Annotated in this window: 24 protein-coding genes; 15 read left to right on the forward strand and 9 right to left on the reverse strand. The window is 55.1% G+C overall.

What is annotated here, in order from left to right:
• The first annotated feature begins 32 nt into the window (after window positions 1-32).
• The 10 genes from BLR44_RS23980 (at window position 33) to BLR44_RS28705 (ending at window position 9,358) form a co-directional block, all read left to right on the forward strand.
• The gene (locus BLR44_RS23980) at window positions 33-1,766 is read left to right on the forward strand and encodes a TonB-dependent receptor (protein WP_143017444.1); all 1,734 of its coding nucleotides are present in this window, start codon (window positions 33-35) and stop codon (window positions 1,764-1,766) included.
• A gap of 6 nt (window positions 1,767-1,772) precedes the next feature.
• On the forward strand, window positions 1,773-2,888 hold the full coding sequence (locus BLR44_RS23985) for an HU domain-containing protein (protein ID WP_089686987.1): 1,116 nt from the start codon (window positions 1,773-1,775) through the stop codon (window positions 2,886-2,888).
• A 2-nt stretch (window positions 2,889-2,890) separates the two neighbouring features.
• Window positions 2,891-3,586, forward strand: a complete 696-nt coding sequence (locus BLR44_RS23990; RefSeq protein WP_089686989.1) for a MotA/TolQ/ExbB proton channel family protein — start codon at window positions 2,891-2,893, stop codon at window positions 3,584-3,586.
• Between the two features lie 42 nt (window positions 3,587-3,628).
• Complete coding sequence (locus tag BLR44_RS23995; protein WP_089686992.1) at window positions 3,629-4,021, forward strand: ExbD/TolR family protein; 393 nt, start codon at window positions 3,629-3,631, stop codon at window positions 4,019-4,021.
• Between the two features lie 52 nt (window positions 4,022-4,073).
• Window positions 4,074-5,039, forward strand: coding sequence for a hypothetical protein (locus BLR44_RS24000; protein ID WP_089686995.1), 966 nt, complete (start codon window positions 4,074-4,076; stop codon window positions 5,037-5,039).
• On the forward strand, window positions 5,040-6,332 hold the full coding sequence (locus tag BLR44_RS24005) for a bifunctional folylpolyglutamate synthase/dihydrofolate synthase (RefSeq protein ID WP_089686997.1): 1,293 nt from the start codon (window positions 5,040-5,042) through the stop codon (window positions 6,330-6,332).
• Between the two features lie 71 nt (window positions 6,333-6,403).
• Window positions 6,404-7,060, forward strand: coding sequence for a tRNA (guanosine(46)-N7)-methyltransferase TrmB (trmB, locus tag BLR44_RS24010; protein WP_089686999.1), 657 nt, complete (start codon window positions 6,404-6,406; stop codon window positions 7,058-7,060).
• A gap of 36 nt (window positions 7,061-7,096) precedes the next feature.
• Window positions 7,097-7,882 carry an FkbM family methyltransferase gene (locus BLR44_RS24015; RefSeq protein WP_089687001.1) on the forward strand — a complete coding sequence of 262 codons (786 nt, stop codon included), beginning with the start codon at window positions 7,097-7,099 and terminating at the stop codon, window positions 7,880-7,882.
• The gene (locus BLR44_RS24020) at window positions 7,879-8,958 is read left to right on the forward strand and encodes a glycosyltransferase family 4 protein (RefSeq protein WP_089687003.1); all 1,080 of its coding nucleotides are present in this window, start codon (window positions 7,879-7,881) and stop codon (window positions 8,956-8,958) included. Before BLR44_RS24015 ends, BLR44_RS24020 begins: the two co-directional genes overlap by 4 nt.
• A 160-nt stretch (window positions 8,959-9,118) precedes the next feature.
• A complete protein-coding gene (locus BLR44_RS28705; protein ID WP_143017445.1) occupies window positions 9,119-9,358 on the forward strand; it encodes a hypothetical protein in 240 nt (79 codons plus the stop codon).
• Window positions 9,359-9,462: 104 nt separating this feature from the next.
• Here the strand turns inward: BLR44_RS28705 and rplT are convergent, their stop codons facing one another.
• The 7 genes from rplT to BLR44_RS24055 form a co-directional block, all read right to left on the reverse strand.
• Window positions 9,463-9,807, reverse strand: a complete 345-nt coding sequence (rplT, locus tag BLR44_RS24025; RefSeq protein WP_089687005.1) for a 50S ribosomal protein L20 — start codon at window positions 9,805-9,807, stop codon at window positions 9,463-9,465.
• 121 nt (window positions 9,808-9,928) lie between these two features.
• Window positions 9,929-10,123: a 50S ribosomal protein L35 gene (rpmI, locus tag BLR44_RS24030; RefSeq protein ID WP_089687007.1), complete on the reverse strand. Its 195-nt coding sequence runs from the start codon at window positions 10,121-10,123 to the stop codon at window positions 9,929-9,931.
• 32 nt (window positions 10,124-10,155) lie between these two features.
• Entirely contained in the window at window positions 10,156-10,707 is a 552-nt protein-coding gene (gene infC / locus BLR44_RS24035; protein WP_089687009.1) for a translation initiation factor IF-3, read from the reverse strand.
• Window positions 10,708-10,794: 87 nt separating this feature from the next.
• Window positions 10,795-12,756, reverse strand: a complete 1,962-nt coding sequence (gene thrS / locus BLR44_RS24040) for a threonine--tRNA ligase (protein ID WP_089687011.1) — start codon at window positions 12,754-12,756, stop codon at window positions 10,795-10,797.
• Between the two features lie 9 nt (window positions 12,757-12,765).
• A complete protein-coding gene (locus BLR44_RS24045) occupies window positions 12,766-13,920 on the reverse strand; it encodes a tetratricopeptide repeat protein (RefSeq protein WP_089687013.1) in 1,155 nt (384 codons plus the stop codon).
• Window positions 13,921-14,019: 99 nt separating this feature from the next.
• On the reverse strand, window positions 14,020-16,530 hold the full coding sequence (locus BLR44_RS24050; protein ID WP_245706157.1) for a DUF5686 and carboxypeptidase-like regulatory domain-containing protein: 2,511 nt from the start codon (window positions 16,528-16,530) through the stop codon (window positions 14,020-14,022).
• Window positions 16,531-16,644: 114 nt separating this feature from the next.
• Window positions 16,645-17,295 (reverse strand): SanA/YdcF family protein, encoded by a 651-nt coding sequence (locus tag BLR44_RS24055; RefSeq protein ID WP_089687016.1) that lies wholly within the window; start codon window positions 17,293-17,295, stop codon window positions 16,645-16,647.
• A gap of 265 nt (window positions 17,296-17,560) precedes the next feature.
• On the opposite strand from BLR44_RS24055, the gene BLR44_RS24060 reads away from it, so the two are divergent.
• On the forward strand, window positions 17,561-17,992 hold the full coding sequence (locus BLR44_RS24060) for a GNAT family N-acetyltransferase (RefSeq protein ID WP_089687018.1): 432 nt from the start codon (window positions 17,561-17,563) through the stop codon (window positions 17,990-17,992).
• Between the two features lie 4 nt (window positions 17,993-17,996).
• On the opposite strand, the gene BLR44_RS24065 is transcribed toward BLR44_RS24060, so the two are convergent.
• On the reverse strand, window positions 17,997-19,067 hold the full coding sequence (locus BLR44_RS24065; RefSeq protein WP_089687020.1) for a PAS domain-containing sensor histidine kinase: 1,071 nt from the start codon (window positions 19,065-19,067) through the stop codon (window positions 17,997-17,999).
• A gap of 970 nt (window positions 19,068-20,037) precedes the next feature.
• Here BLR44_RS24065 and BLR44_RS24070 point away from each other — a divergent pair.
• The 4 genes from BLR44_RS24070 to BLR44_RS24085 all read left to right on the forward strand — a co-directional run bounded on the left by BLR44_RS24070 (window position 20,038) and on the right by BLR44_RS24085 (window position 24,300).
• Window positions 20,038-21,228, forward strand: coding sequence for an MFS transporter (locus tag BLR44_RS24070; protein ID WP_089687022.1), 1,191 nt, complete (start codon window positions 20,038-20,040; stop codon window positions 21,226-21,228).
• Window positions 21,229-21,387: 159 nt separating this feature from the next.
• A complete protein-coding gene (locus BLR44_RS28960; protein ID WP_089687024.1) occupies window positions 21,388-22,005 on the forward strand; it encodes a DUF4190 domain-containing protein in 618 nt (205 codons plus the stop codon).
• Between the two features lie 192 nt (window positions 22,006-22,197).
• A complete protein-coding gene (locus tag BLR44_RS24080; RefSeq protein ID WP_089687026.1) occupies window positions 22,198-23,328 on the forward strand; it encodes a glycoside hydrolase family 18 protein in 1,131 nt (376 codons plus the stop codon).
• A gap of 63 nt (window positions 23,329-23,391) precedes the next feature.
• A complete protein-coding gene (locus BLR44_RS24085) occupies window positions 23,392-24,300 on the forward strand; it encodes a sterol desaturase family protein (RefSeq protein ID WP_089687028.1) in 909 nt (302 codons plus the stop codon).
• Here the strand turns inward: BLR44_RS24085 and BLR44_RS24090 are convergent.
• Window positions 24,292-24,789: a GNAT family N-acetyltransferase gene (locus tag BLR44_RS24090; protein ID WP_176956190.1), complete on the reverse strand. Its 498-nt coding sequence runs from the start codon at window positions 24,787-24,789 to the stop codon at window positions 24,292-24,294. The genes BLR44_RS24085 and BLR44_RS24090 overlap by 9 nt on opposite strands.
• Window positions 24,790-24,800 lie beyond the last annotated feature (11 nt).

Here is a 24,800-nt window from a genome sequence, read left to right on the forward strand (position 1 = left end):
GGAGATTCCCGAACCAAAGTACCCCATTTTCTATGAGGCTAACCCACTTGCTCCGTCTCTCCTCTCCTTTCCATCACCGCGCCGTTGCGCCGGTTTCGGCACGGCCCTGGCTGTATGCCGCGGTATTCACCGGTTTGTTGAGCACCCAGGCGTTTGCACAAACGCGCCCGAACGAACCGTTTGGAGAAGGAGAAGTCGAAGAGGCAGAATTTGAGATTGTGCAGAGTCGGGAAAACGAGCTGCCGCCGGCCAACCGCCGTTTTCAGAAGGTACCGGAAACGACCCGCCCCGTCGAGAACAAGGTGCAGGACTATCAGTTTTCGACGTTCCGCATCTCCAATCTGCCCAACCTGGAGCCACGCCTGCGCGTAAAAACGCTGCCCAAAGAGCCACTTAACAAGCTGTACGGCAACTACATCAAGGTAGGCGTCGGCAACTACGCCACTACCTACGCCGAAGGCTTCTTCAACAGCAAGCGAACGGAAAATTACCAGTACGGTGCCCACATCCGGCACTTGGCGTCGGCACGCGGCCCGGTCAATAAGTCGTATTCTGGCTCGGGCGAAAACATGGTGAAGCTGTACGGCAACATGTTCGGTAAGAAGGCGACCCTGGGCGGCACCTTCGGCTACACGCGCGAGCGGTACAACTTCTACGGATTTGCCCCGGAGGCCGAACTGCCCGACGACTCGGTCAAGCAGGTGTTCAATACGGTGGAAGTCGGCGTGAACCTGAAAAACAACGACACCGACGCCGCGCTCGACTACCAGGCGGAAGTCCGGTTCGGACGCATCGCCGATTTTCTGGCCGCCCGCGAATCGGAGCTAAACGTCGACCTCAAAACCACATACGATCTGCAAAGCGGATCGACCATTCTGGTCGATGTCGAAACGTCGTTCACCCAACGCCAGGACGAGGCAACGGAGCAGAACCGGAACTGGGTGATGGTACGCCCGGCCTACCGGTATTTCAACAACGGATTTCTGATTACGCTGGGGGCTAATATCGGGTACGAGAACGACACCATTGGCGACTCGGACCTGCACCTCTACCCGCGGGCCAACATAGAGTACGCGCTGCTGCCCGAGAAACTCACCGCTTTCGCCGGCCTGAACGGCGAACTGGAAAAAACCACCTTGCGTACGGTCGTCGCCGAAAATCCGTTTCTGGCCCCCAATGTAGAGTTGCGTCACGCCAACAAGCGGTTCGACGTGTACGGCGGTATCCGCGGCCAAGTGGTTTCACGATTGGCGTACCAGGTACAGGCCAGTTTCCGGAACTACAAAAACTACCACTACTATCTGAACAGCCCGAGCGATACGGCCAAATTCAACCTCGTATACGACGGCGATGGCGGCACCACGCTGTTCAACCTCAGCACCCAACTGACCTACGAACCGCTCCCCAAACTGCAACTCGGCTGGAAGGCCGATGCCTACGCGTACAGCCCCGGCGAGCTGGAAGAACCCTGGCATCGCCCGGCTTTTACGACCGGTGTAACCGTTCGTTACAATGTAATGGACAAAGTATTGCTGAGCACCGATGTTTTCTACAATAGCGCTATATTTGCTCGAAATCCCACGACCGACGCGATTGTGAAACTGGATGGGATGCTGGATTGGGACGCACGTGCAGAGTACCTGCTGTCGGAGCGGGCATCGATTTTTCTCTCGCTCGACAACCTGATCAACCAGCAAAACCAGCGTTTTCTGTACTACCCCACCCGCGGGCGGATGATTATGTTCGGTGGAACCTACTCCTTCTAAAAACCTATGGAGCAATACATTAAAGAGCTTTTATTTCAACACGACTGCGTCATCATTCCCGAGTTAGGGGGATTCATCACCAGCTACCAGTCGGCTGAAGTACATCCGGTGCGCCATACGTTCGTCCCTGCCACGAAGAAAATCGCCTTCAACGAAAAGTTGAAGCACAACGACGGTGTGCTGATCAGTTCCGTCGCCAACCACGAACGCATCTCGATCGAAGATGCCACCCGGCGCGTGCGTGAGTTTGTGTATGATATTCGCCAGCAAATCCGCGAAAACAACCGATTTATGCTTCCGCAGATCGGAACTTTCTCGATCAATCAGGAGTACAACCTGCAGTTCGAGCCGGAGAACAAGGTCAACTACAACGAAGGCAGCTTCGGCCTGCCGGAACTCTTCTTTAAGCCCATTCTGCGCGAACGCGAAGGTCAGCGCCTGGTACAACCCAAATCGCGGAAACCGGTTCCTGCCCCGGAGCGCCGCGTCAGCCGACTGCCCGTCTGGGTATATGCCCTGGTTCCGCTGCTGTTGATCGGGGTCGTCACCGCCTATTTCGTAGTGCTTCGTCAGGACAACGGCGCCAGCCTGGGTAACACCAACCCCTTCGCGCTATTCGACGAGAGGGCCACAGCACCAGCGCCCCAAGAGGAGGGCATGGCAGCCCTGCCCCAAGAGCCCCCTCAGGAAGAAACGACGGTTGCCGCTTCGGACGAGGACTTCGCAACCGAAACAACACCTGCGGTTACCGACGAGGCTGTAGCGACGGAGTTCGAGGCCCCGGCCGAAACCGAAAGCGCGCCGGTTACCGCTGCTCCGAAAGAAACTACCCCGGCGGCGGCTCCCGTAGCCTCGGCACCCGCCGCGGAAAAAGCCACGCCGACGCCTACTCCTTCTAAATATTATCACCTGATTGCCGGTAGCTTCTCACGCGCCCGCAATGCGCAGAAACTGGTAGCACAGTTCGAGGGCGAAGGCTTAACGACCGAGATCCTTAATCCAGATCAAAAAAATAACTTTAAAGTGTCTATCGCAAAATACGCTACTGTTGAAGAAGCCCGCACCGCCCGCGAGGAGATGCAGGCCCGTTTTAAACAAGATATCTGGATTCTGAAATACTAAACATGTTGCAACACCTTCTGCTGCAGATTAACACTGGCGGCGTAGACACCACAGGCGTAGCCGCTACGCCGACCGACAATTCCGTACGACTGATTGACCTGCTGCTGGCCGGCGGGTTCGCCATGATTCCTCTGGCACTGCTGTCCATTGCGGCCATTTACATTTTTGTGGAGCGGTACCTGACGCTGCGCAAAGCCTCACGCGACCCCGATGCCTTTATGGACCGGGTGAAGATGATGGTGCAGAACGGCGACATCAATGGCGCGCGCGTGGTTTGCGCAGAGTTCGACTCACCCATCGCCCGTATGATCGAAAAAGGCGTGTCGCGCATCGGAAGTCCGCTGAAAAATATCGAGACGTCAATCGAAAACGTCGGCAAGATCGAGCTCTACCAGTTGGAGAAAAACCTGCCGACACTGGCCACCATTTCGGGAGCCGCGCCCATGATTGGCTTCTTCGGTACGGTTACGGGGATGATCCAGGCATTTATCGCCATCGCCCAGGAAGAAGGCTCGGTCAGTCCTAAACTGCTCTCTTCCGGGATTTACGAAGCGATGATCACGACTGCCACGGGGCTGGCCATCGGCATTGTGGCTTACATCGGCTACAACTACCTCGTGGCGCAGGTCTCGAAGGTCATTCACAACATGGAGTACAACTCCGTGGAGTTCATCGACCTATTGCAGGAAACGCACTAGAGGCCCTTTCGGGATTTGCAGACTGCCTAACTCGCTCAAGAAATGAATCTTAGTTCTCGCAATAAAGTAGATCCGGCGTTCAGCATGTCGTCCATGACCGACATCATCTTTCTGCTGCTGATCTTCTTCATGCTGACCGCCAGCTTCGTAACGCCTTCAGGGTTGCCCGTCAACCTGCCTTCGAGCAAGGCGTCGACCATCGTCATGCAGAAAGTCAGCGTGACGGTAACCGATGATCTGCAATACTTCGTCAACGACCGTCCGTCGTCGGCCGCCACGTTGAAAAACGATTTGGCCGCAGAATTGCAGGGATCGGAAGAAGGCGTGGTGGTACTCCACATCGACAAAAACGTGCCGGTCGAAAATCTGGTGAACGTTGCCAGCGCCGCCACGGAACTGAAAGCGAAAGTGTCGATTGCTACCCGTCCCGAATAAAGCGTAAACTATTTCGGTGCCGAATGGCGTTGTACCGATAACCCGTTGAACTATGGCTACTAACAAGGAAGAACAGAACAAGCGCACTGGACTGATCGTTTCGATCGGCCTGCACGCGGCGTTTCTGCTGCTGTGTTTCTTCCTGTTGGCCTGGCAACCGCCCGATCCGCCCCTGCCCGAGTACGGCATCGAACTGAATTTTGGGCTGGATGCAGCGGGTAGTGGCGATGTGCAGAGCATGGCCCCCGCCGCCAATACCGATAACCAAGAAGATGCACGCCCCGAACCGCCTTCGGCCGGCGAGGAAGCGCCTTCGGAATCGGCTCCCGAGCCCGTTACGGAAACAACGCCTGCGGAAGCTCCCGCTGCCGAGCCGATGACGGATCCCACGCCGGAACCGGTAGAGACGCCGGTAACAGCCCCGGCCGAAGAAAGCCCGGTGGTGGTGAAAGAGACGCCGAAACCCAAGCCCAAGCCACAACCCGAGGTCAAAGAAACTAAGCCAGCCGAAGAGCCGAAGCCCAAACCGGCTGAACCCAAGCCACAACCCAAGCCCCGGGCACTGTACCCCGGTACCGAGGCCAGCAACACAAGCAATACATCAGGAGCCAACGGCAAAAGTGGTACCAGCGACCAAGCACAAGCCAACAACAACGGCGACCGCGCGGGAGCGACCGGCGATCAGGGCAGCCCGGAAGGAAAACCCGAAGCCAAAGCTCTGTACGGCACGGCTGGCGGGGGAAGCGGTGGCGCTTCGCTCAGCATGTCGGGCTGGACCTGGGACGGCTCCCCGAACTTCGATAACCTGCCGAAGGAAGAAGGACGCATTCGCTTCAAAATCACCGTCAACGATCTGGGAGAAGTGGAAAACGTAGAGGCGGTCGAGAAGACCGTCAGCCCCTCGATCGTAACGGCCTACCGAAATGTAATCATGCGTCAGGCATTACGTAAAACCGATAATTCACCCGCCGCCCCCCTGTCGACGGGTTACGTCACCATCGTGATTCGTTCCCGCTAAGTGACTTACGAAGCCACGCTTGAGTACCTGTACCAGACCCTCCCCATGTTTCAGCGGGTGGGCAATGCTGCCATTAAAAAAGGCCTGGACAACACGCTCGCCCTCTGCGAAGCACTAGGCAACCCTCACCATCAGTTTCGTGCCGTTCACATCGCGGGGACCAACGGCAAAGGGAGCACGTCTCATGCGCTTGCCTCGGTGTTGCAGGCCGCGGGCTATCGCACCGGTCTCTATACCTCCCCTCACCTGAAGAACTTCACTGAACGCATCCGAATCGACGGGCAGGAGATCGATCAGGCATTCATTGTCGAATTCGTGGCAACCCACAAATCGCTGCTAGAGCGCATCCAACCTTCGTTTTTCGAGACGACCGTAGCGATGGCTTTCGCGGCGTTTGCGGCGCACCAGATTGAGGTCGCCGTCGTTGAAGTGGGGCTGGGCGGCCGCCTCGATTCCACCAACGTGCTTACGCCCGATCTGTCGGTCATCACCAACATCAGTTGGGACCACGCCGATCTTCTGGGCGACACATTACCCGCCATTGCGCGTGAAAAAGCGGGGATCATCAAGCCAGGCGTTCCCGTCGTTGTCAGCGAGTATCAGGACGAAGTGGCCGAGGTGTTTCGCGAAGAGGCAGGCCATCGGGGTGCACCCCTGGCCTTTGGCTCGGACGTGTACCACGTGACTCCACTAAGCCAGACGCTGGACGGTCAGACTTTCCGGGTAGAGAGCGGCGACGAAACGGTCTACGAATCCTTATTCCTCGATTTGCCGGGGCGCTACCAGCGCCAGAATTTGCCCGGCATTCTGCTAGCGTTGGAACTCTTGTGTGAGGAAGATTATCAAATTTCGGATGAAGCTATTCTGACCGGTCTAAGTCAGATTCGGGCGAGTACCGGGCTGAAAGGGCGCTGGCAGGTGCTGGCATCGTCTCCGCTGACGATCTGCGATGTCGGTCATAACGAAGGCGGTTTTCGGCAGATCGTCGCGCAGTTGCAAGCCCTGTCGTACGCGCAGTTGTACTGGGTATTGGGAGTGGTCAAAGAAAAAGATCTGACCAAAATTCTCCCTTTGCTGCCCCCTACAGCCTTTTACCTGTTCACACAACCTTCTGTGGCCCGCGCCCTGCCCGCCTCCGAACTGGCGCAAGCCGCCCAAGCCCACGGCCTGCGGGGCGAAACCGTGCCCGAAGTCAACGCGGCGCTGGCAAGGGCGCGCCAGCTCGCTTCGCCAAAGGATGTTATTTTTGTGGGCGGAAGCACCTTCGTCGTCGCCGATCTGGACGAGCTATAAGACGTAGCGCCACGAACCGAAGGAGTCGTTCCGAAATTAAGTACTGAGTAACCAACCGATATACGTTCCCGATGGGAAGAAATAAACAGCAACGTTTTGCTGCCAATCAAGCCAATTCAAATGTCCTTGAAGCGGGAAAGCCGCTCTATGAAACCATCAAAGGCCAGTGGCATGCTACCCAGTTCAAGAACGAGCATCCCCTGGTGGTGGAGTTAGCCTGCGGGCGCGGTGAATACACCGTCGGGTTAGCACGGGAATTTCCGGAGAAGAATTTTGTAGGTGTCGACATCAAAGGTGCGCGCATCTGGAAAGGAAGCACCATTGCGATGCAAGAGGGCCTGGACAACGTAGCTTTTCTGCGGACCCGCATCGAAGGGTTGGAGAGTTTCTTTGCACCGGGTGAACTCCGGGAAATCTGGATTACGTTTCCTGACCCCCGCCCCCGCGACCGCGACATCAAACGCCGTCTCACCAGCCCCCGTTTCCTGGAAATGTACCGGCGATTGCTGCCGGCCGAAGGCTGGATTCACCTGAAGACCGACAACGCTCCGCTGTTCGACTATACGCTTGAGGTGCTGGCAGAAACCGCCATCAAAGACTTGGTCCACACGCACGACTTGTATAATTCGCCGTACGCGGCCGACCATAAAGGAATCAAAACACGTTACGAGGAAATGTTTCTGGCACAGGGGCTGCCCATTCATTACCTGCGTTTTCGGTTTGCCTAATCGTTCATTGTTGTACCCGCCTCCTGCTTCTCACTTATGCCCATCCCCACGATCCGACGCTACCGTAACCTGATTCAATTCATCGACAACTGGCCCGCCTACTTCATCGAAAAGAGTCAGACACAGCTTTCGTCAGTGGCGACGTACATTACGCGCCGTCAGGGGATCCGGATGCAGGTACCCAAAACGTTGCGCAGCATTTTCAAAGAACTGTTTTTCACCGATTTTTACCAGATCCGCACGCTGGCTCGTCAGCTTCCTCCGAATCCTATTGTGCTCGATGTAGGGGCCAATGCTGGTTTCTTCGCCTTGCAATTGTTCGATCAACGCCCGGATGCCCGCATTTTTTGTTTCGAGCCGCATCCTGCCAACCTTTCTCAGTTGCAGAAGAATCTGGCGCTGAACCCTACCCTGGCGCAGCAAATGCACATCGAAGGGAAGGCCGTATCGGGGGTTACGACCAGCTCGTTGCATCTGTACTTTGATCCGGATCGCCCGTTTTCACCCAATGCCTCGACCATCGAAGGCTTCGAAGGCAATCAACAGGCCGTAGAAGTGCCCGTCGTGCCGCTGGATCGGGTGATCGAGCAATTTGCATTGCCACACATCGATTTGCTAAAGCTCGATTGCGAAGGCAGCGAATACGACATTCTGTACCATTCGTCCGAGACGACCCGCCAACGCATCCGAGCGGTGACGATGGAAACGCATACCTTGCCCGACGACCCACGGGGGCAACACGAGGCTCTGGTCGCTTTTCTGAAAGATCAGGGATTTCGTACGCAAGTCGATGTTCCGCCGATGCTGTGGATGTCGCGATGAAACGGGTCGACCTCGAAGCGTCTACGCTGCTCCATGCGCATCCCACAGGCATTGCCCGGTACGGACGTCAACTTATTGACCATCTGCTGACGCTCCCTGCTTACGGTCACGATTTTCGCCTGCGGTTGCTGTACAAGCTGTCTCGCTTCTCGAAAAGAGCATTTCGCTACGCACCGCCACAAGCTTCAACGGACTGGCATTTAGGAGCGTATTTTCCGCTTTCTGCCCGGAAGCGCCTGGTCCATTGCCTCGATTCGGTCTTGATTTACGGAAAGGGCATCCGAACCGTGGTCACCATCCACGATCTGGCGGTGTTCCGGCCAGAACATCAGTTGGAGGGATATACGTCCGATAAATTCCGGGAGAAAAGCTGGGCACGCATGCGCCAGATGGTGCGCCATGCGGATCATCTGATTGCCGTTAGCGAGGCTACCAAGCGCGATCTGCTGCACTTTTTCGATTACCCGGAGGCACAAATTTCGGTCGTGCCGTTGGGCACGGAACAGCGTCCGCTCGGACGCCAAGCTCCTCCCCTGCCCCCAGCGTGGCAATTGCATTCCAAGCAGTACTACCTTTTTGTAGGAAGCATCTCCGTTCGCAAAAATATGTTGAACCTGCTGCAGGCGTTTGCGCACCACGCTACAGAACACACACTTGTCTTGGCGGGGACCGCTGAGCCGGCCGTGCTAGAAGCGATTGCGCGTCTGCGTCTGCACCACAAGGTTCGCCTGTTGGGCTACGTCGAGGATGCGCTGTTGCCGTTGTTGTACCACCACGCAGCGGCTTTTTTGTTTCCTACCTATTACGAAGGTTTTGGCATCCCTCTCCTTGAGGCGATGATCCACCGACTGCCCATTGTAACGTCGAACCGGGGAGCCGCGCCGGAAGTCGTGGATGCGTCAGCGCAGCTTGTTGATCCTTTTGAGGTGGACAGCATCCGGGAGGGTTTAGAAAAGATCGCTACGGTTGCAGACACGGCATTGGATGCCGCCCAGCAACGCGCCCTTGCGTTTACCTGGTCGCGCACTGCCCAAAGCACGTACGAGGTATACCAGAAACTTTGGGAAGCGCACTGAATCAGGAAATACACCTAGCCCATTGTACACAACAATCCGAAATAGTCAAGACGACATACGTAAATAAATTACGTATTATTACTTAATTTAAAAATAAGTAGTATCTTTGGAGCATAAGGTTACTTCTCCGTAGCATCTCATCCTTAAACTCCTGCTCGCCATGAAACCGCTCGCTGCTCCCAAAGCTCCCTCTGCCCTGGCTCCTCATGATCCAATGCCTGCCCGTTTGCTCATCATCTGGATGGCTTTGCTCCATGTCGCCATTTGCCTTCTTGTTCTGATGTCACAACCTATTTTAAATCTTTACTGGCCCATCCGGGATTCCATTGCGATTCTTCTCGTAGGTGGGTTGGGAAGTGGGTTTGCCGGTTGGATGCTTGCGCGTCTGACCCAAAAGTAGTGCCTATGCTGGTCGTAGGCCGTTGTCTCTCTGCGCTGCGTATATAGAAAAAGGCCGCAATCTCTAGATTGCGGCCTTTCGCTTTAGCACTGCCTGACAGGCAATTACTTGACTTTATCGACAATGGCTTTGAAAGCGCCGGGGTGGTTCATGGCCAGATCGGCCAGCACCTTACGGTTCAGGGTAATTCCCGCACCTTTCAAAAGGCCCATAAATTGCGAATAAGAAAGACCGTGTTCGCGTACGCCAGCGTTGATACGCTGAATCCACAGGGCGCGGAAGTTGCGCTTCTTTTGCTTGCGGTCACGGTAGGCAAACTGCCATCCTCTTTCAACCGCATTTTTAGCGACGGTCCAAACGTTTTTACGGCGACCAAAGTATCCTTTGGCCAGCTTCATCATTTTTTTACGGCGGGCTCTGGAAGCCACCGAGTTTACTGATCTTGGCATTTTGTGCTGCTTTTTTGGTAATAGGCGTCCTGCCGTGCAGGATCTTTAAAGCCATTCACCGGGTGAAACATGGTAAAACCAGACGATCCATTTGAAGGGAGGTTCGTCAATTCCCTGTGTACTAGAGGTTCAGCATGTCTTTGACACGCCCCACGTCGGTGCGATCGACAAGCGTTGCTTGTACGAGGCGATTCTTCCGCTTCGTTGACTTCTTGGTCAGGATGTGGCTGTGGAAAGCGCGCTTGCGCTTGATTTTGCCAGTCCCGGTCAACTTGAAGCGCTTCTTCGCTCCCGACTTGGTCTTCATCTTTGGCATGACTCCTTGGTTTATAAACGGTAAATTAAACGCTATTTTTTGCTGGATTTGGGCGACAGCATCAGGATCATCCGCTTGCCTTCCAGCTTCGGCATCTGATCAACTTTAGCTACCTCTTCCAGCGCTTGCGCAAAACGCAGCAGCAAAATTTCGCCGCGCTCCTTAAATACAATAGTACGCCCCACAAAGTGAACGTAGGCTTTTACTTTCGATCCCTCTTTCAGAAAGTTCTCGGCATGGCGCAGTTTGAACTCAAAATCGTGGTCGTCGGTGTTGGGACCGAAACGAATTTCCTTCAGCACCACTTTGTGCTGTTTGGCTTTCAGTTCTTTCTGCTTCTTTTTCTGCTCGTACTTGAACTTCGAGTAGTCAACAATTTTACAGACAGGTGGGCTCGCATTTGGTGCAATTTCCACCAAATCCAGGCCTTGTTCCTTCGCCAGTTGCCGTGCTTTGTCGGTAGGATACACTGCTTGTTCAATGTTATCGCCTACGACACGGACTTGTGGCACTCGAATCCTTTCGTTGACACGGTAGGGCTCTTCGACTCGACCGCGTGGGGGTCTTTTCTTAAATTTACTGATGGTACCTCCTAATTTTAAGTTTGCAAATATCGTTAATTGATTTTACTTGTAAAAACGCCATTTTCAGCGCGATAAAAATTTCTTCCGTCAGGCCGGATCTTCTACCGGTTTCCGCTGCGTAATGTCGGCGGCTTTGCGGAAATATGCCGTGAACTCGTCCAGGGTCATGCTACCCAGGTCGCCCTCGCCGTGGCGGCGGACCGACACCCGGTTCTCAGCCTGTTCTTTTTCGCCCACAATCAGCATGAACGGCACTTTTTGCACCTCGGCGTCGCGGATTTTCCGGCCGATCTTTTCGTCGCGGTTGTCCACAAATCCCCGGATATCAACCAGTTCCAGTTCCTTGTACACGTTATCGGCGTAGTCAGAATATTTTTCAGAAATGGGCAGCACCGCGATCTGATCGGGTGCCAGCCAAAGCGGAAAATTGCCGCCGCAATGCTCCAGCAATACGGCCACAAAACGCTCCAGCGAACCGAACGGTGCCCGGTGGATCATCACCGGACGGTGCTTCTGGTTGTCGTTTCCTATGTACTCTAACTCAAATCGCTCCGGAAGGTTATAATCTACCTGAATCGTTCCCAACTGCCATTTGCGTCCCAGGGCATCGCGCACCATAAAGTCGAGCTTCGGCCCGTAAAAGGCCGCTTCGCCCAGTTCGGTAACGGTGGGCAGGTTTTTCTCGGCAGCCGCTTCGATGATGGCCCGTTCGGAAATCTCCCAGGCTTCATCGGAACCGATGTACTTGGCTTTGTTTTCGGGATCGCGCAGTGAAATCTGAGCCGTAAAATCGTGAAAACCGAGCGACTCGAATACATAAAGCACCAAGTCGATCACCTTCTTAAACTCCTCTTTCACCTGATCGGGCCGGCAGAAGATGTGTGCATCGTCCTGGGTAAAGCCCCGAACGCGCGTCAGGCCGTGCAATTCGCCACTTTGTTCGTAACGATACACAGTACCAAACTCTGCTAACCGCAAGGGAAGTTCCCGATACGACCGCGGACGTGCTTTATATATTTCACAATGGTGCGGGCAGTTCATCGGTTTCAGCAGAAATTCGCCTTCGCCATCGGGCGTTTTAATAGGCTGAAACGAGTCTTTTCCGTACTTGGCGTAGTGCCCGGACGTTTCGTACAGCTCTTTGCTTCCGATGTGGGGCGTCACGACCTGCAAATAGCCCGCTTTGGTCTGGGCCTTCCGCAAGAAGCCTTCCAGCCGCTCACGCAGCATCGTGCCCTTGGGCAACCACAATGGCAGCCCCATCCCTACTTTTTCGGAGAACGTGAATAGCTCCAGCTCGCGTCCCAATTTGCGGTGATCCCGCTTTTTGGCTTCTTCCAGGCGGAACAGGTACTCGTCCAGCTCTTTCTGTTTGGGGAACGTGATGCCGTAAATGCGCGTCAGCTGCTTGCGCGTTTCGTCGCCACGCCAGTACGCACCCGCCACGTTGGTCAACTTGATGGCTTTGATCGGCCCCGTATCGGGCAGGTGAGGTCCGCGGCACAGGTCTACAAATTTTCCTTGCTCGTAGAACGTGATCGACCCGTCTTCCAGGCCTTCAATCAGGTCCAGTTTGTACTCATCGCCCTTTTGGGTGAAGTAGTCGATGGCTTCTTTTTTAGAGACGGATCGCCGCTCAAACGGGTTTTTCTCCTTCGCCAGTTCCTTCATTTTGGCTTCGATCTTCGGGAAGTCTTCCTGCGACAGCGTCTGCTCTCCTAGGTCTACATCGTAATAAAAGCCGTTTTCGACGGGCGGACCGATGCCGAACTTTACGCCCGGGTAGAGCGCTTCCAACGCTTCGGCTAGCAAGTGCGCCGACGAGTGCCAGAAGGCATATTTCCCGTCGTCGTCTTTCCAGGTCAGTAACTGTACCGTTGCATCCTTCTCGAGGGGACGGGTGGCGTCCCAGATTTCACCGTTTACTTTGGAAGCCAGCACGTTACGCGCCAGGCCTTCGCTGATGCTTCGGGCAATGTCGAGGCTCGTAGAGCCAGCAGGATATTCCCGCACCGAACCATCGGGCAGGGTAATATGAATGTTGCTCATGTTCTAAGACTATAATTCCGACGGATTTTTTTCCGCCACGGGCGCCAATTTGGGTGTTGTAGGCTTGGCAGGCTCAGGTTTCGTCGTCGAGATGGCCTCGGGCGCCGGTTTGGGCTGACTGGGGGTATACGCGGGTTGGCGTAACCATTTCAACGCCTGCGTGGCTTCGGGTACATACTCCTTCTGCAATGCCAACACCTGTGAAAAATGGGTGGCCGCTTGCTCTTTGCGTCCCAGGCGGCGTAATGCCAACGCCAGGAAATAGTGCGCACGGGCCTCTTCCGGTTGCAAGTTTACAACCTTTTCAAATTTTGAGGCGGCCTCGGCGTAATTTCGATCGTTCAGATCCATCGCCCCAAGGTTGTACCAGGCCAAATGCAGGGTAGAATCGATCGACAGGGCGCGTTCGTAATTCTGCCGGGCGCTGTCGAGTTGGTCGGTCGCCTTGTAAGCCACGCCTTTGTTGTAATACAGAAAGGGGTCGTCGGGTGTGAAGCGGGTACCGGCGTTCAGGTACAAGAGGGCATCGCGGTACTGTTCGCGCGCCAGCAACAGCTTGGAGATGGAATTGTACGCTTCGGCATAGGCCACGTCCTGTTCCAGTGCCGTTTGCAGGCTGGAGATGGCCAGCGCCGTATCGCCCGACTCGGCGTACACCAGTCCTTTGTAATAGTAGCCTTGCGGCGAAAAAGGCGACAACCGCAGCCCCTGATTCAGGGCATCGAGCGCCTGCTGGTACTCCCGCACAATCAGGTACATCTCGCCCAGCGTAAAATACAACTCCGGCGCTTCCATGCCGAGCGATTCTGCTTTCCGGGCGGCACGCATGCCTTTGCGGATGTCAGCCTGCGTACGGTACTGCTGCGCCAAAGCCAGATGATACCGCGCCTCGTTGCTGTCCAACCGGACGGCCGACTGCAGATCGGTCAGGGCCTGGTCGTCCTGCCCCTTCTGTCGGTACAGATCGGCCCGGCGAAAATAATACTCCGCTTCGTCGGGATTGCGCGCGATGGCGTCGTTCATGGCCCGCAGCCGCGCCGCCACTTTTTCCTCGTCCGTAACGGGCACATCCCGGATGCGTTCCGCCTGATCGGTCCTCCCCTGGCAGGCCAGCAGAAGTCCGGTCAGCAAACAAATCCATACGTGGTGTAGCCCGCCTTTCATGGGTGATGTATAGTATCAACCAAAAGTAGTAGAAAATCTGACACGAATACAACCCGGAATTGAGGTAAAAAAATCCAATCATGTTGGATTTCAGCGACTTTACAACTTAAACTGCATCGAAACCAAGACGCCGAAACGCCGGGCATTCGGATTATCCAGGTAGGTGAGGCGGTGCACGAAATCGACCCGCACCAATTTGAAGATGTTCTCGATGCCGTAGCCGACCTCAGCGTAAGGGGCACGCCCGAGCGAACGCGCCATCACCGCCGTGCCCTCCCCGTCGAACTCGTAAGAGAGCGCCTGGTTGGCCGGACGCAGGCTTCCGTAAAGAACATTTCCGGTGGCCACCATCCGCCACTTCAGGCGACGCATCAGGGGAATGCGGTTCAGAAAAAAGCCTTCGAACGAATGCTGGTATTGCATCGAAGCCCACGTGTCGCTGACAAACTCAAAGTAATTCATCAGGTTAAAGGCGGCGGTGCTGTAAAAGATCGACTGGTTGCCGATGTGACTTTTGAGCAAAGGATACGGCAACGTAGAAGGAATGTAGCCCAGGTCCAGTTGGTAATAGCCGTGCCCCAGGAAGCTCATCGGAATGGTTTGCGAGGCACTCAAATTCCATTTGTGGTAACTAAAATCGCCGCCCATTACGCCCTGAAAGCCCTGCGTGTAGCGAAGGGTAACGGCCGGCCACTTGTCGGAGGTGATCTGGATGCGCTCGTTGTCGTTTTGCAGGTACATCTCGTCGCGCGCATAGCGCAAACTGAGGGTAGCTTCTGATACCGTAATTTCTGAAGCGATGGGTGCCGTTTCGTCGTGCTCGGGGGTGGTATAGTACGCGAAGTTGTAGAGCGGATCGAAGTGCCGATTGCGCAACTCAATCATGGGCGACAGGCCTTTCACCAGTTCCGTGCGCAAGTAAGCGTAGTTTTCCGTATCGAAGAAGGGCCGGGTGTTGCGCAGGTTCCCAAAGCGAATAAACGTGGCAAAAATCGGGTTGGCCGCAACGTCAACGTCCAACAAGGCCACCTGCCCAATGTCGTACGTGCGCCGCACGCCGACCTGCGTCCACGGTTTTCGGGAGACGATGTAGTCCACACCGGCTCCGTATTTCCAGCGGTGGTCGCGTGTGCCGTACGCGGCGTAGCCTTTCAGGATAAACTTCCGACTAAAGTCGATGTTGGTTTTGAACCCGAGCCGGAAGCGCTGTCCCTCTACGCTGTTGAACGCATACGCGTCGAGGTAAGGCCCGATGTCTACCATCCCGACTTTCTTGTAGCCGTTCACCAGCACGTTGGCCACTTCTACGTAGGTTTTCACCACGGGCAGGTTGCGGATGGTGTCGATCATCTCGTAAACCGCCACTTCAGTGGAGGTCAGCGAATCGTGGCGGTGCTCCTGCCAGTAATTTTTCTCTTCGATCAGCGCATCCTGGGCCAGCTCGATGGCGCTATCGTAAAATCGCACGTCGTGCGGCTGGTTGACGCGCATCGCGCGATTCGAGTTGTAAAACTTGGCGATCATCCCCGCGGAGTTTTCCGTGAGTTCGGCGATGTCTACCACCACGCGGTTCTTGGCCGGCAGCCACGGTCCCGCCTCTGTGCGCACCAATTCCTGTTGAATCTTGATTTTCTCGACGTAATTCAGGTTGGCGTCTTTGCCGACCGTTACGTCGACCTGTTTCAGCGCAAAATCGTGTTTGGTGATCCAGACCGACCCACGAAAGGCCAGATCCCCTACCTGTTTCGGCGCAAAATCGAGGCGGTAGCAATAGTCCTCTCCCAGGTAGAGCGAGTCTTCCAGCAGGTAATCGTAGTACAAATTCCAGCCGTCGGCGATGGGCGAGACGAAATCTTTGCCCAGAATGTTGAGCCAGTTTTTGTAAAAGTTGTACTGCTGAAACGACGCCCCGGTGACCTGCGCCAGTAACGTCCCGTCGTCCATGCCCACACCTGTTACCTTCGTTTTCTGAATTTCTTCACGCTTCTTCTGCGGGCTGTCCCGGTAATAAAACGTAGAGACCGATTCGGACAGGAAAATCGGCAGGATGGGCTTGCCATCGTCGCCGGCAATCTGGTCGAGGCTGTCGAGCACACGGCTGATCTGCCGCATGACTGGCCGCTTGCGCAACTTGTCCGACAGGTTGTCGATGTCAATTTCGATCTTGTTGTAGCTCTCGTATTCGTACGCCGACAGGCGACGGATGTCGTGGTCGTTCTTATGCCGCACCACGTCGCGCAGGATGGCAAACGCCGGATTTTCGCCCGCTTCCACCACCACTTCGTCGAGGGTTTTGGCGTCGGGCAGCAACTGAAACAGGATGGTTTGCGTCACGCCTCTTTGCACGGCCTTCGTGCGGGGCACATAACCGATGTATGACACCACGACCGAGTCGGTCGGTGTCTCGGTTTTCAGCGTATAATTTCCTTCGAAATCGCTGGTGGTTCCAATTTGGGTTCCCTGGAAATAAACGTTGACAAACGGCATACCCTCGCCCGTTTCGGCGTCGGTCACTTTCCCATTAATCACCGTCATCGGAAGCGCTTGCGCCAGCACGCACGTGTTCCAGAAGCTCGCCAACAGGCAGCATAAACCAACGATTCGTATCACAGTAACTCCATATTGCGAACTAACTACTGTACGGCAGGTGGGAAGGAAGGTAGGTGTGGCATGGCCTGTTAGCAAAAGAACAAAACTGAATCCGCAAAGTTTACGGTTGAATTGCTAAACAGGCAATTTTTCTGGCTTCCCCAGAAAGCGCGGTTGCTGGTGAAACACGTAAAGATCGAGCACGGCCAGCGCCCGGGCAAACATCTCGCGAACGGCGGTGCGTGGCGAGGCCTCGGCGGGCGCGGGAGCGGCGTAGGCAATCGGGTCTTTGAGGTAATGCTTGCCGATGAAAAGCGCACGGAAATCGTGAAAGCTTTGCGAAATGATGGTGACGCTATCTTGCCCGAACACTTCTTTGCAGCGCACCACCGAATCGAGGGTCCGGAAACCGGCGTAGTCAAGGGTAATGGCTTCGCGCGGCACACCCGCCTGCAAAAGCGCGTTGAGCATGTACACCGGTTCGTTGTAGTAAATGGTGGCGTTGTCGCCGCTGACAATCAGGTGGCGTACTTTCCCCCGACGATAGAGGTCGACCGCGGCTTCGATCCGGTGCTTGAAGAACGGATTTTCGTGGCCGGAGCGGTACCAGGGGCTTGTGCCTAATACCAAACCTACCGAGTTGGCCGGAATGTGTTCGGGATTGTTATAGACATACGCACGCGTACTCATCACGACCCAGAGGTTGCAGAACAAACAGAACAACAGCACGCCCGCCAGGCAGCCGGTTGTCCAACGTAAAATCTTTTTCTGCAAGGGTCGCTTCATAGTTCGCTCAGGGCTAACGAATTAAGGTATCAAAAATCCGTTTTTTAGGGTAATTCCGGGTCACGATCCCGCGGCATTTCTTACAGCAACAGGAATTGGCCTGATGTTTTGGCTTCCGACCAAAAGCTCAGCCTTGTTTTCGGACACGTTTCTGTAAGTATAACGCACAAAATCCTTCTGACGCAGCTTATTACCGCCAGATTTCTTTGGCGGATGCGCCTTCCGCAAGCGCGCTCAAAACTCTATTTTTGGTGCGAACTACCCCATGCCCATGCTGCTGCCGGAACTACAGTTTGCTCAGGAATCGGATTTGACGGTTGCTGAATTTCGTGAGTTGCTAATCGCATCGACGCTCGGAGAGCGCCGCCCGATCGACGATCTGCCGCGGCTGGCGCAGATGCTGCGCGGTGCGAACCTTATTGTCACGGCCCGCGATGCGCAGGGTCTTTTGGTGGGAGTGGCGCGGTCCATCACCGACTTTACCTACTGCACGTACCTGTCGGATCTGGCGGTGCGGCAGTCGTGCCAGCATCAGGGAATTGGGAAAGAACTGATTCGCCGGACGCAGGCGGCTGCGCCTCAGGCGACCTTGCTGTTGCTGTCGGCACCGGCGGCCGAGGGGTATTACCCGAAAATCGGGATGGGCCGCCACCCGCACTGTTATCTTTTGCGGGCGGGCGAAACGCTTCCCGACTAATCGCTTACGACGCCGCTTGCTCCGGGGGCTGAGGAAGTGTCAGCGTAAAGGTAGTTCCGACGTTGAGCTGGCTTTCGACAGAAATGCTCCCGCCCAGCTTTTCGACGGTATTCTGCACGATGTAAAGCCCCAGACCGGTACCTTGAGTTTTGCCCGAAGCCCGATAAAACATCTCGAATACTTTGTGCAGCACTTCATCGGACATGCCCTCGCCATTGTCTTTCACGCAGAGGGTCAGATGAGGCGTTCGCGAAGAAGTGATGCGCAACTGCAGGGGCCGATCGGCCGCCCGGTATTTGACGGCGTTTTCGATCAAATTCTGCATGACCGAGTTCATCATATCATAGTCGCTGTAGATCATTTCGCTTTCCAGCTCTATTTTCAGATCTACCTGCGTCCAAATGGGCTGGAACTTTAATTTGGCGACGATGTGATGAATGATTTCGCGCAAGTTGATGGGTTCCATCCGCACCTGCCCGCGCTTCAGGCGCGTCAAATCAATCAGTTCATTCAGTGCCGCTTCCAGGTGCTGCGTCAGGTTGTTCAGTAGCCCCAGGTAACGCTGTGCCGGTTCGTCTGTCAGTTCTAACGCCGCCAGTTGCAGCAGGCCTTTTAGCGAAGCAACCGGCCCCTTCAGGTTATGCGAAGTCCGGTAGACGAAGGTTTCCAGTTCCTGATTCTGCTCCAGCAACCGGCTTTCTGTATTTTTAAATTCGGTCACGTCGTAGAACATGGCGAGCATGCACGGCTCGTCGAACAGTTCCAGCAACCGTGCTGACAGCAGCAGGCTGCGGGGCTGGTTGTGACCGTCACGCATAGAAATGGGGAAGCGCACCACTTCCCCATGTTGTTCCAGGAGTGTACGGATGCGCTGTCGCTCTTCCAGAAAAACCCAGCTCTCCAACTCGAAGGCGCTTTTTCCCACCAGTTGCTCGTAGGTGTAACCGGAAGCTTCGACAAACGCTTGGTTCACATCAAGAAGACAGCCATCAGCTAAACGCGAGACTGTAATGGGAAAGGGAGAGGCCATGAAGATCTGGTAAAATCTTTCGTCCGAGAGATTTAATTTATCCATACAGTACTGTTAACTGATTCTACTTCAAGAAGATACCGTTATCGAACCCAATTTTTACAATTCCAGTTACAGCGCCTTGGTCGCATGGAAGGCGGCCTTGCGTGGCATCAGGTCTGCCGGGCGTGCCTGACTAAGACCTCTGTTGGCGTGGATGAATCGGGGCAGGGTCAACAACGGGACCGCAATCTTCTGTTGAGGTAGCTTATCGATGAATTGGTAATGAGTTTAAAGTAATACTCCGGAGCACGAACCTTCCCGATCACACAACGACTTAAGCGTGGTCAGCCGGAACGCCTTATTGGCGAATTGCGCTGGCTGAGGCACAAAATACGCAACCGACGTTCCTTACGAATCCTTCGAAATCGTATTGGAAGATCTTTGTGCTAAAGAGGCTCGCGCTTGGTAAATTATACTGGTTGACTAGTCCCGGATGCGTTACCTACAATAGGGAGGAGTCCCGCAGGTTTCCGGTAGAGCGTGGCTGGCAGATGAACAGAACCTAAGTAAGATTGGTAAGGGCCATGAGTTTCGTTAACAAGTATAATAAAAATTCAAGTTCGATTACATTGCTGCAAACTGTTTGCAGATAGGCGTAAGCCCAGAACGCTGAAAAATCACTTTACTATAATTATAATTTTTCCTCGTTATTGAAAATAAATATAGCCATAATGGTCTATATAGCAAGAATTTACCAATTTTTTTTTGACCTTTAATTAACTTATCACCTAGCATCCTAATTTGACCATTTCCTTACATCAAAAAATAAAATTGTTTTAGTACAATTTTAAACCCAAAATTTCGACCCTTTTTAAATCAGCTATTTATCAAAATAATTACATTTAACCTCTAAGCACGCTGCTGTTCACGAGACTCCTCTTCTTTTCCCGCTCCAGACGAGGGGCAGAGCAGATTCCACCAAAACGGTTTTTGTAAAATCGGGCTGAAACCTGCACTTTGGTGGCGTCAACGCATGCCTTCGTCCACACCCCGCATTTATACAGTTCAGTTCTGGTTGCTCTGCACCAGTTCATTCCTATTTTTCGCGTCGTTCAACCTGATCATTCCTGAGCTTCCCGCGTACCTGGCTCGCCTGGGGGGTGAGCAGTACATTGGCCTGATCATCGCCCTGTTTACGCTGACGGCAGGCTTGTCGCGCCCGTTCAGCGGAAAGCTGGCCGATACGTGGGGCCGGATTCCCGTCATGGTGCTGGGGGCGGTAGTTTGTTTCTTTTGTGGCTTTCTCTATCCGCTGCTTACTACCGTCGGTGGTTTTCTGTTCCTGCGGTTCTTTCACGGGTTTTCCACGGGCTTTAAACCTACAGGAACGTCGGCCTACGTGGCCGATCTGGTACCGACCGACCGCCGGGGCGAAGCCATGGGGATTTCCAGCTTATGCGGCAGCCTCGGCATGGCCTGCGGCCCGGCGGTGGGCGGATGGATTGCGCTGCACTTCGGCCTGAATGTCATGTTTTATACTTCTTCGGCCTTTGCCATCCTGTCGGTACTGATTCTGGCCGGCATGCGCGAGACGCTTTCCCAGGCTCAACCCTTCCGACTCCGGATGCTGCGGATTGGTCGGCACGAAGTGTTCGAGCCGCAGGCCCTTCCACCAGCGCTGGTGCTGCTGCTCACGTCGTTCTCCTACGGCGTGGTGCTCACGCTCATTCCGGATCTGAGCGTCCATGTGGGCATCGAAAACAAAGGACTCTTTTTTACCTCGTTTACGGCGGCTTCGCTCGCCGTGCGCATTCTGGCGGGAAAAGTGTCCGATCGCTGGGGACGTGTCATTGTGCTGAAAGCGGCGGGCCTGTCCATCGCCGGTGCCATGTTTTTCATTGGCCTTGCCGAAACGAAGATGACCCTGTTGCTGGCATCGCTGCTGCTGGGTGCCGGGCTGGGCATGAACTCCCCGACCATCACCGCCTGGACCATCGACCGTGCACACGATCGGCACCGCGGACGGGCGCTGGCGACCATGTACATTGCGCTGGAAGCGGGCATCGGTGTCGGGGCGCTGGTGTCGGGCTGGCTCTATGGCGGAGAAGCGACGGGCTTCCGGCCAGCCTTCTGGCTAGCGGCGGGGCTGGCATCGCTGGCGTTTGTCTTCCTGGTTTTCTGGCAACGGCAGCAACGCGGGCTTCGCTCTACCCAATCCCAGTAACGGAAGGGCTGAAAACACACATTTATCCATCTTCATTCCCTATTTGATCTACGCAGAGTAGCGACCCTACATCCGCAAACGTGCCCGGAAGAACGGGCTGATGGCCTCCATTCAGGGCCGGGTTAACTTTAACCTGACTCACTAAAGACCACTTGATTCATGAAGACGTTTATGGGGTTGCTTGTGCTGCTGGGGCTGATGGCGATGAACTCATGCTCAAAACCAAGGTATTACGCATTCGCGACGCAAGCCGCAACGACAAGCCAGTCCAAGCCTGTCGAAGCCCCCGTGCTGCCCGCAACACCACCGGCATCCGAAGTAGAGGAGGTAGTTTTTACCGCGTCCACGCAGCCTGATGCGCCTGTTGCCCTCGCTCCCATCCCGGAACAGCTCCCCGAGCGACCCAAGGCAAAATTGCTATCGGTACCGGCTACGCCCCTATCGCCCCGGCAGATGCAACGCGAAATCCGCAAAAACCTACGGCAGTTGGATAAAGTAGAGAAAGTACAGCTTCGGCAGCACACACAACACGCTGCTTCGCGACCGAAAAGAATGGTAGGTTTTGCCATAGTCAGCTTGGTATTCGGATTGGTGGGCCTATTCGTGATCGGCATTGTGGCCGGCGTGCTAGCCATCCTGTTCGGTGCCATTGCGCTCAATAAAATTTCGAACGACCCGACTCGATTCAAGGGCCGGGGAATGGGGGTGGCTGGCATTGTTCTGGGCATCGTCGATGCGTTCGGGACATTCATTATTATGTCTAACCGAAACCACTAGTCCGTCAGACGCCGGGCGTAGCCCCCGGTCTGCCCTCAGGCGATTCGTTCGGACGAATCGCTTTTTTTAGGTCCCTGGGTCTGGACCTTTTTGCCTATCCTTGCACGCGCTTTCCTGACTTGGCCGGATTGCCACGCCCACCTCACTTGCCAGGATACCGTCAGTTCATTTGTAATTCCCCATTTTGTCTGTATGACTCGTTACTTCGCTGTTGCCCTTTGCTGCCTCTTTTTTTCCACGTTGCTCACCGCCCGCGCCGCTACACTGGACAGTACTGCCGTCTCGCCCTATCGGGTCATTGCTTATGCGGGTGGCGGAACAGACTTTTTCCGGATCGGGGCCGAAAAGCTCACGCACATCAACTATGCGTTCGGGGTGGTCAATCCCGAAGGCGAAATCTATTTTGCTAACCCACATGCTCCGGCCCATTTAGCGCAACTGCAAGCGCTCAAAGCCCGCAACCCGGCGCTCAAAATCATCCTTTCGGTCGGGGGTTGGGGAGCCGACCACTTTTCGGATGCGGTGGTCGACGAAGCCGCCCGCCAGAAGTTTTCGCAGAGTGCGTTGCGTCTTCTCAACGACTACGCCCTCGACGGCATCGACCTGGATTGGGAATATCCTGGACAACCGGGACCGGGCATCAAATTCCGTCCGGAAGACAAGCAGAATTTTACGTTGATCCTACAATTGATGCGGCATCAACTGGATTCGCTGAGCGACCTGCGGCAGCGTTCGGGTGTTGACCGCTACACGCTTACCATCGCCAGCACGAACGGTGAATATTTCAAGCATACGGAGATGGACAAGTTGCACGTCTACCTGGATTGGATCAACATCATGACGTACGATCTGTTCAACAGCCTGACGGACCAATCTGGACACCATACAGGGCTTTACGCTTCGGCGGGAGCGGGCATCCAACATACGGACGCATCGGTTCAGGAACATCTGGCCGCGGGCATTCCACCGCACAAGCTGGTGATTGGGGCGGCGTTTTACAGCCGGGAATGGACCGGGATAAAGAATCTGAAAAAAGGCGTTAACCAACCGTTCGAGAAATACGCGGGCTCGCACTCGTACCCGCAACTCTTGGCCGATTTCATTGGCAAACAGGGCTATACCCGCCATTGGGACGCCACGGCCCAAGCGCCCTACCTGTGGAATCCCGACACGCATACGCTCATTTCCTACGATGACCCCGAGTCGCTGAAGGCCAAGGCAGCATTTGTGAAAAAACACCAATTGGGCGGGATCATGTACTGGGAACACGCGCTGGACCCTGCCGAAACGCTGCTGGACGCCATTGTGCAAGGACTTCGGTAAGCCCGGACATTTCGCACCCGCCCCGAAAATCGTTATCTTCGTAGGGAGTCGGCTACCACCACCATGCCCAATCCGTTTACCCTCGATCCTGTTATCGGATACGCCGTTCCGTTCTTCCTGTTTTTCATGGGACTGGAAATGGTGATTTTGTATCTGGAAGGACGCGAGGGGTACCACCGGCAGGATGCGCCCGCGAGTATTGCCATGGGGCTGGGCAGCGTGGTGATCAATCTGGTGATGAAAACCGGGGCGTATCTGGCTTTTTCCTGGCTATACACGTTTCGTCTGTTCGAATTGGGGTACACCTGGTGGAGTTGGGTGCTGCTTTTCTTCGCCGACGACTTCACGTTCTACTGGCACCACCGCTCCTGCCACGAAATCCGGCTGTTCTGGGCGGGACACGTCAACCATCATTCGTCGCAACATTACAACCTGGCCGTCGCGTTGCGCCAGTCGTGGGGCGAACTGCTGCACAAGTACCTCTGGTGGCTCTGGCTGCCGCTGGTGGGCTTTCTGCCCTTGATGATCCTGACCGTGATGTCGATCAGCCTGATTTATCAATTCTTTCTGCACACCGAGGTGGTACGGCGGCTGGGGCCTCTGGAGTGGTTTTTCAACACCCCGTCTCACCACCGGGCGCACCACGCCAGCAACCTCCGGTACCTGGACCGCAACCACGGCGGCATGCTGATCATCTGGGATCGTCTGTTCGGAACATTTGAGCCGGAAGATCCGCGCGAATTGCCAGTGTACGGCCTGACGACCAATATTCACACCTACCATCCGCTGCACATCGCGACCCATGCGTACCGGGAACTCTGGCACGACCTGAAGCGAAGCCGAGGCTGGCGCGACCGAATACGCTACGCACTGATGCCTCCCGGTTGGAGCCCCGACCGCTCTACCCTGACGGCCCGGCAGATGCGCCAACAAGCCAATCCTTCGCCGCCAAAGCCCGTTAGCTCACGCTAATTCTTTGCGCATGATGTAGTCGTTCATCCAGAACTCCCCGATGGGTAGGTCAACCTCCTGCGTGATGACAAAGCCACAGCGTTCGTAGAATCCTTTGGCCGGATTGCTCCGGTTCACGTTCAACTCCAGCGCCTTTCCGCCCTGGCGCTGCGTGAGGGTCGCTACCTCGTCGATCATTTTTCGACCCAGGCGTTTGCCCTGATAGGCAGGATGCAGGTAGATTTTTTCGATACGAACCGTCTGATCCGGGCGCATGGGGGCATACGCCACAAACCCGATGGGTTTTGCCCCTTCGTACAAAAGCAAAAATGTGTAACCGTTCTCCAGTTGCACCTGGAGGGCCTTCTCACTGTACATGGCGTCCAGCATGTAGTGGATCTGCGCTTCGGAAATAATGCCCGGATAAGTTTTCCACCAGATATCGTGGGCCAGCATGCCGATGGTCGACAGGTCCGTGAGAGTTGCGGGGCGAAGGGTATACGCAGTCATCGTCAAATGCG

The sequence above is a fragment of the Catalinimonas alkaloidigena genome, from assembly GCF_900100765.1.
Lineage (GTDB): Bacteria > Bacteroidota > Bacteroidia > Cytophagales > Flexibacteraceae > Mooreia > Mooreia alkaloidigena.

Coding starts and splice junctions, on each gene's coding strand:
- BLR44_RS23980 (WP_143017444.1), top strand. CDS start 33: ATGAGGCTAACCCACTTGCTCCGTCTCTCCTCTCCTTTCCATCACCGC.
- BLR44_RS23985 (WP_089686987.1), top strand. CDS start 1,773: ATGGAGCAATACATTAAAGAGCTTTTATTTCAACACGACTGCGTCATC.
- BLR44_RS23990 (WP_089686989.1), top strand. CDS start 2,891: ATGTTGCAACACCTTCTGCTGCAGATTAACACTGGCGGCGTAGACACC.
- BLR44_RS23995 (WP_089686992.1), top strand. CDS start 3,629: ATGAATCTTAGTTCTCGCAATAAAGTAGATCCGGCGTTCAGCATGTCG.
- BLR44_RS24000 (WP_089686995.1), top strand. CDS start 4,074: ATGGCTACTAACAAGGAAGAACAGAACAAGCGCACTGGACTGATCGTT.
- trmB (WP_089686999.1), top strand. CDS start 6,404: ATGGGAAGAAATAAACAGCAACGTTTTGCTGCCAATCAAGCCAATTCA.
- BLR44_RS24015 (WP_089687001.1), top strand. CDS start 7,097: ATGCCCATCCCCACGATCCGACGCTACCGTAACCTGATTCAATTCATC.
- BLR44_RS24020 (WP_089687003.1), top strand. CDS start 7,879: ATGAAACGGGTCGACCTCGAAGCGTCTACGCTGCTCCATGCGCATCCC.
- BLR44_RS28705 (WP_143017445.1), top strand. CDS start 9,119: ATGAAACCGCTCGCTGCTCCCAAAGCTCCCTCTGCCCTGGCTCCTCAT.
- rplT (WP_089687005.1), bottom strand. CDS start 9,807: ATGCCAAGATCAGTAAACTCGGTGGCTTCCAGAGCCCGCCGTAAAAAA.
- rpmI (WP_089687007.1), bottom strand. CDS start 10,123: ATGCCAAAGATGAAGACCAAGTCGGGAGCGAAGAAGCGCTTCAAGTTG.
- thrS (WP_089687011.1), bottom strand. CDS start 12,756: ATGAGCAACATTCATATTACCCTGCCCGATGGTTCGGTGCGGGAATAT.
- BLR44_RS24045 (WP_089687013.1), bottom strand. CDS start 13,920: ATGAAAGGCGGGCTACACCACGTATGGATTTGTTTGCTGACCGGACTT.
- BLR44_RS24055 (WP_089687016.1), bottom strand. CDS start 17,295: ATGAAGCGACCCTTGCAGAAAAAGATTTTACGTTGGACAACCGGCTGC.
- BLR44_RS24060 (WP_089687018.1), top strand. CDS start 17,561: ATGCCCATGCTGCTGCCGGAACTACAGTTTGCTCAGGAATCGGATTTG.
- BLR44_RS24065 (WP_089687020.1), bottom strand. CDS start 19,067: ATGGATAAATTAAATCTCTCGGACGAAAGATTTTACCAGATCTTCATG.
- BLR44_RS24070 (WP_089687022.1), top strand. CDS start 20,038: ATGCCTTCGTCCACACCCCGCATTTATACAGTTCAGTTCTGGTTGCTC.
- BLR44_RS28960 (WP_089687024.1), top strand. CDS start 21,388: ATGAAGACGTTTATGGGGTTGCTTGTGCTGCTGGGGCTGATGGCGATG.
- BLR44_RS24080 (WP_089687026.1), top strand. CDS start 22,198: ATGACTCGTTACTTCGCTGTTGCCCTTTGCTGCCTCTTTTTTTCCACG.
- BLR44_RS24085 (WP_089687028.1), top strand. CDS start 23,392: ATGCCCAATCCGTTTACCCTCGATCCTGTTATCGGATACGCCGTTCCG.
- BLR44_RS24090 (WP_176956190.1), bottom strand. CDS start 24,789: ATGACTGCGTATACCCTTCGCCCCGCAACTCTCACGGACCTGTCGACC.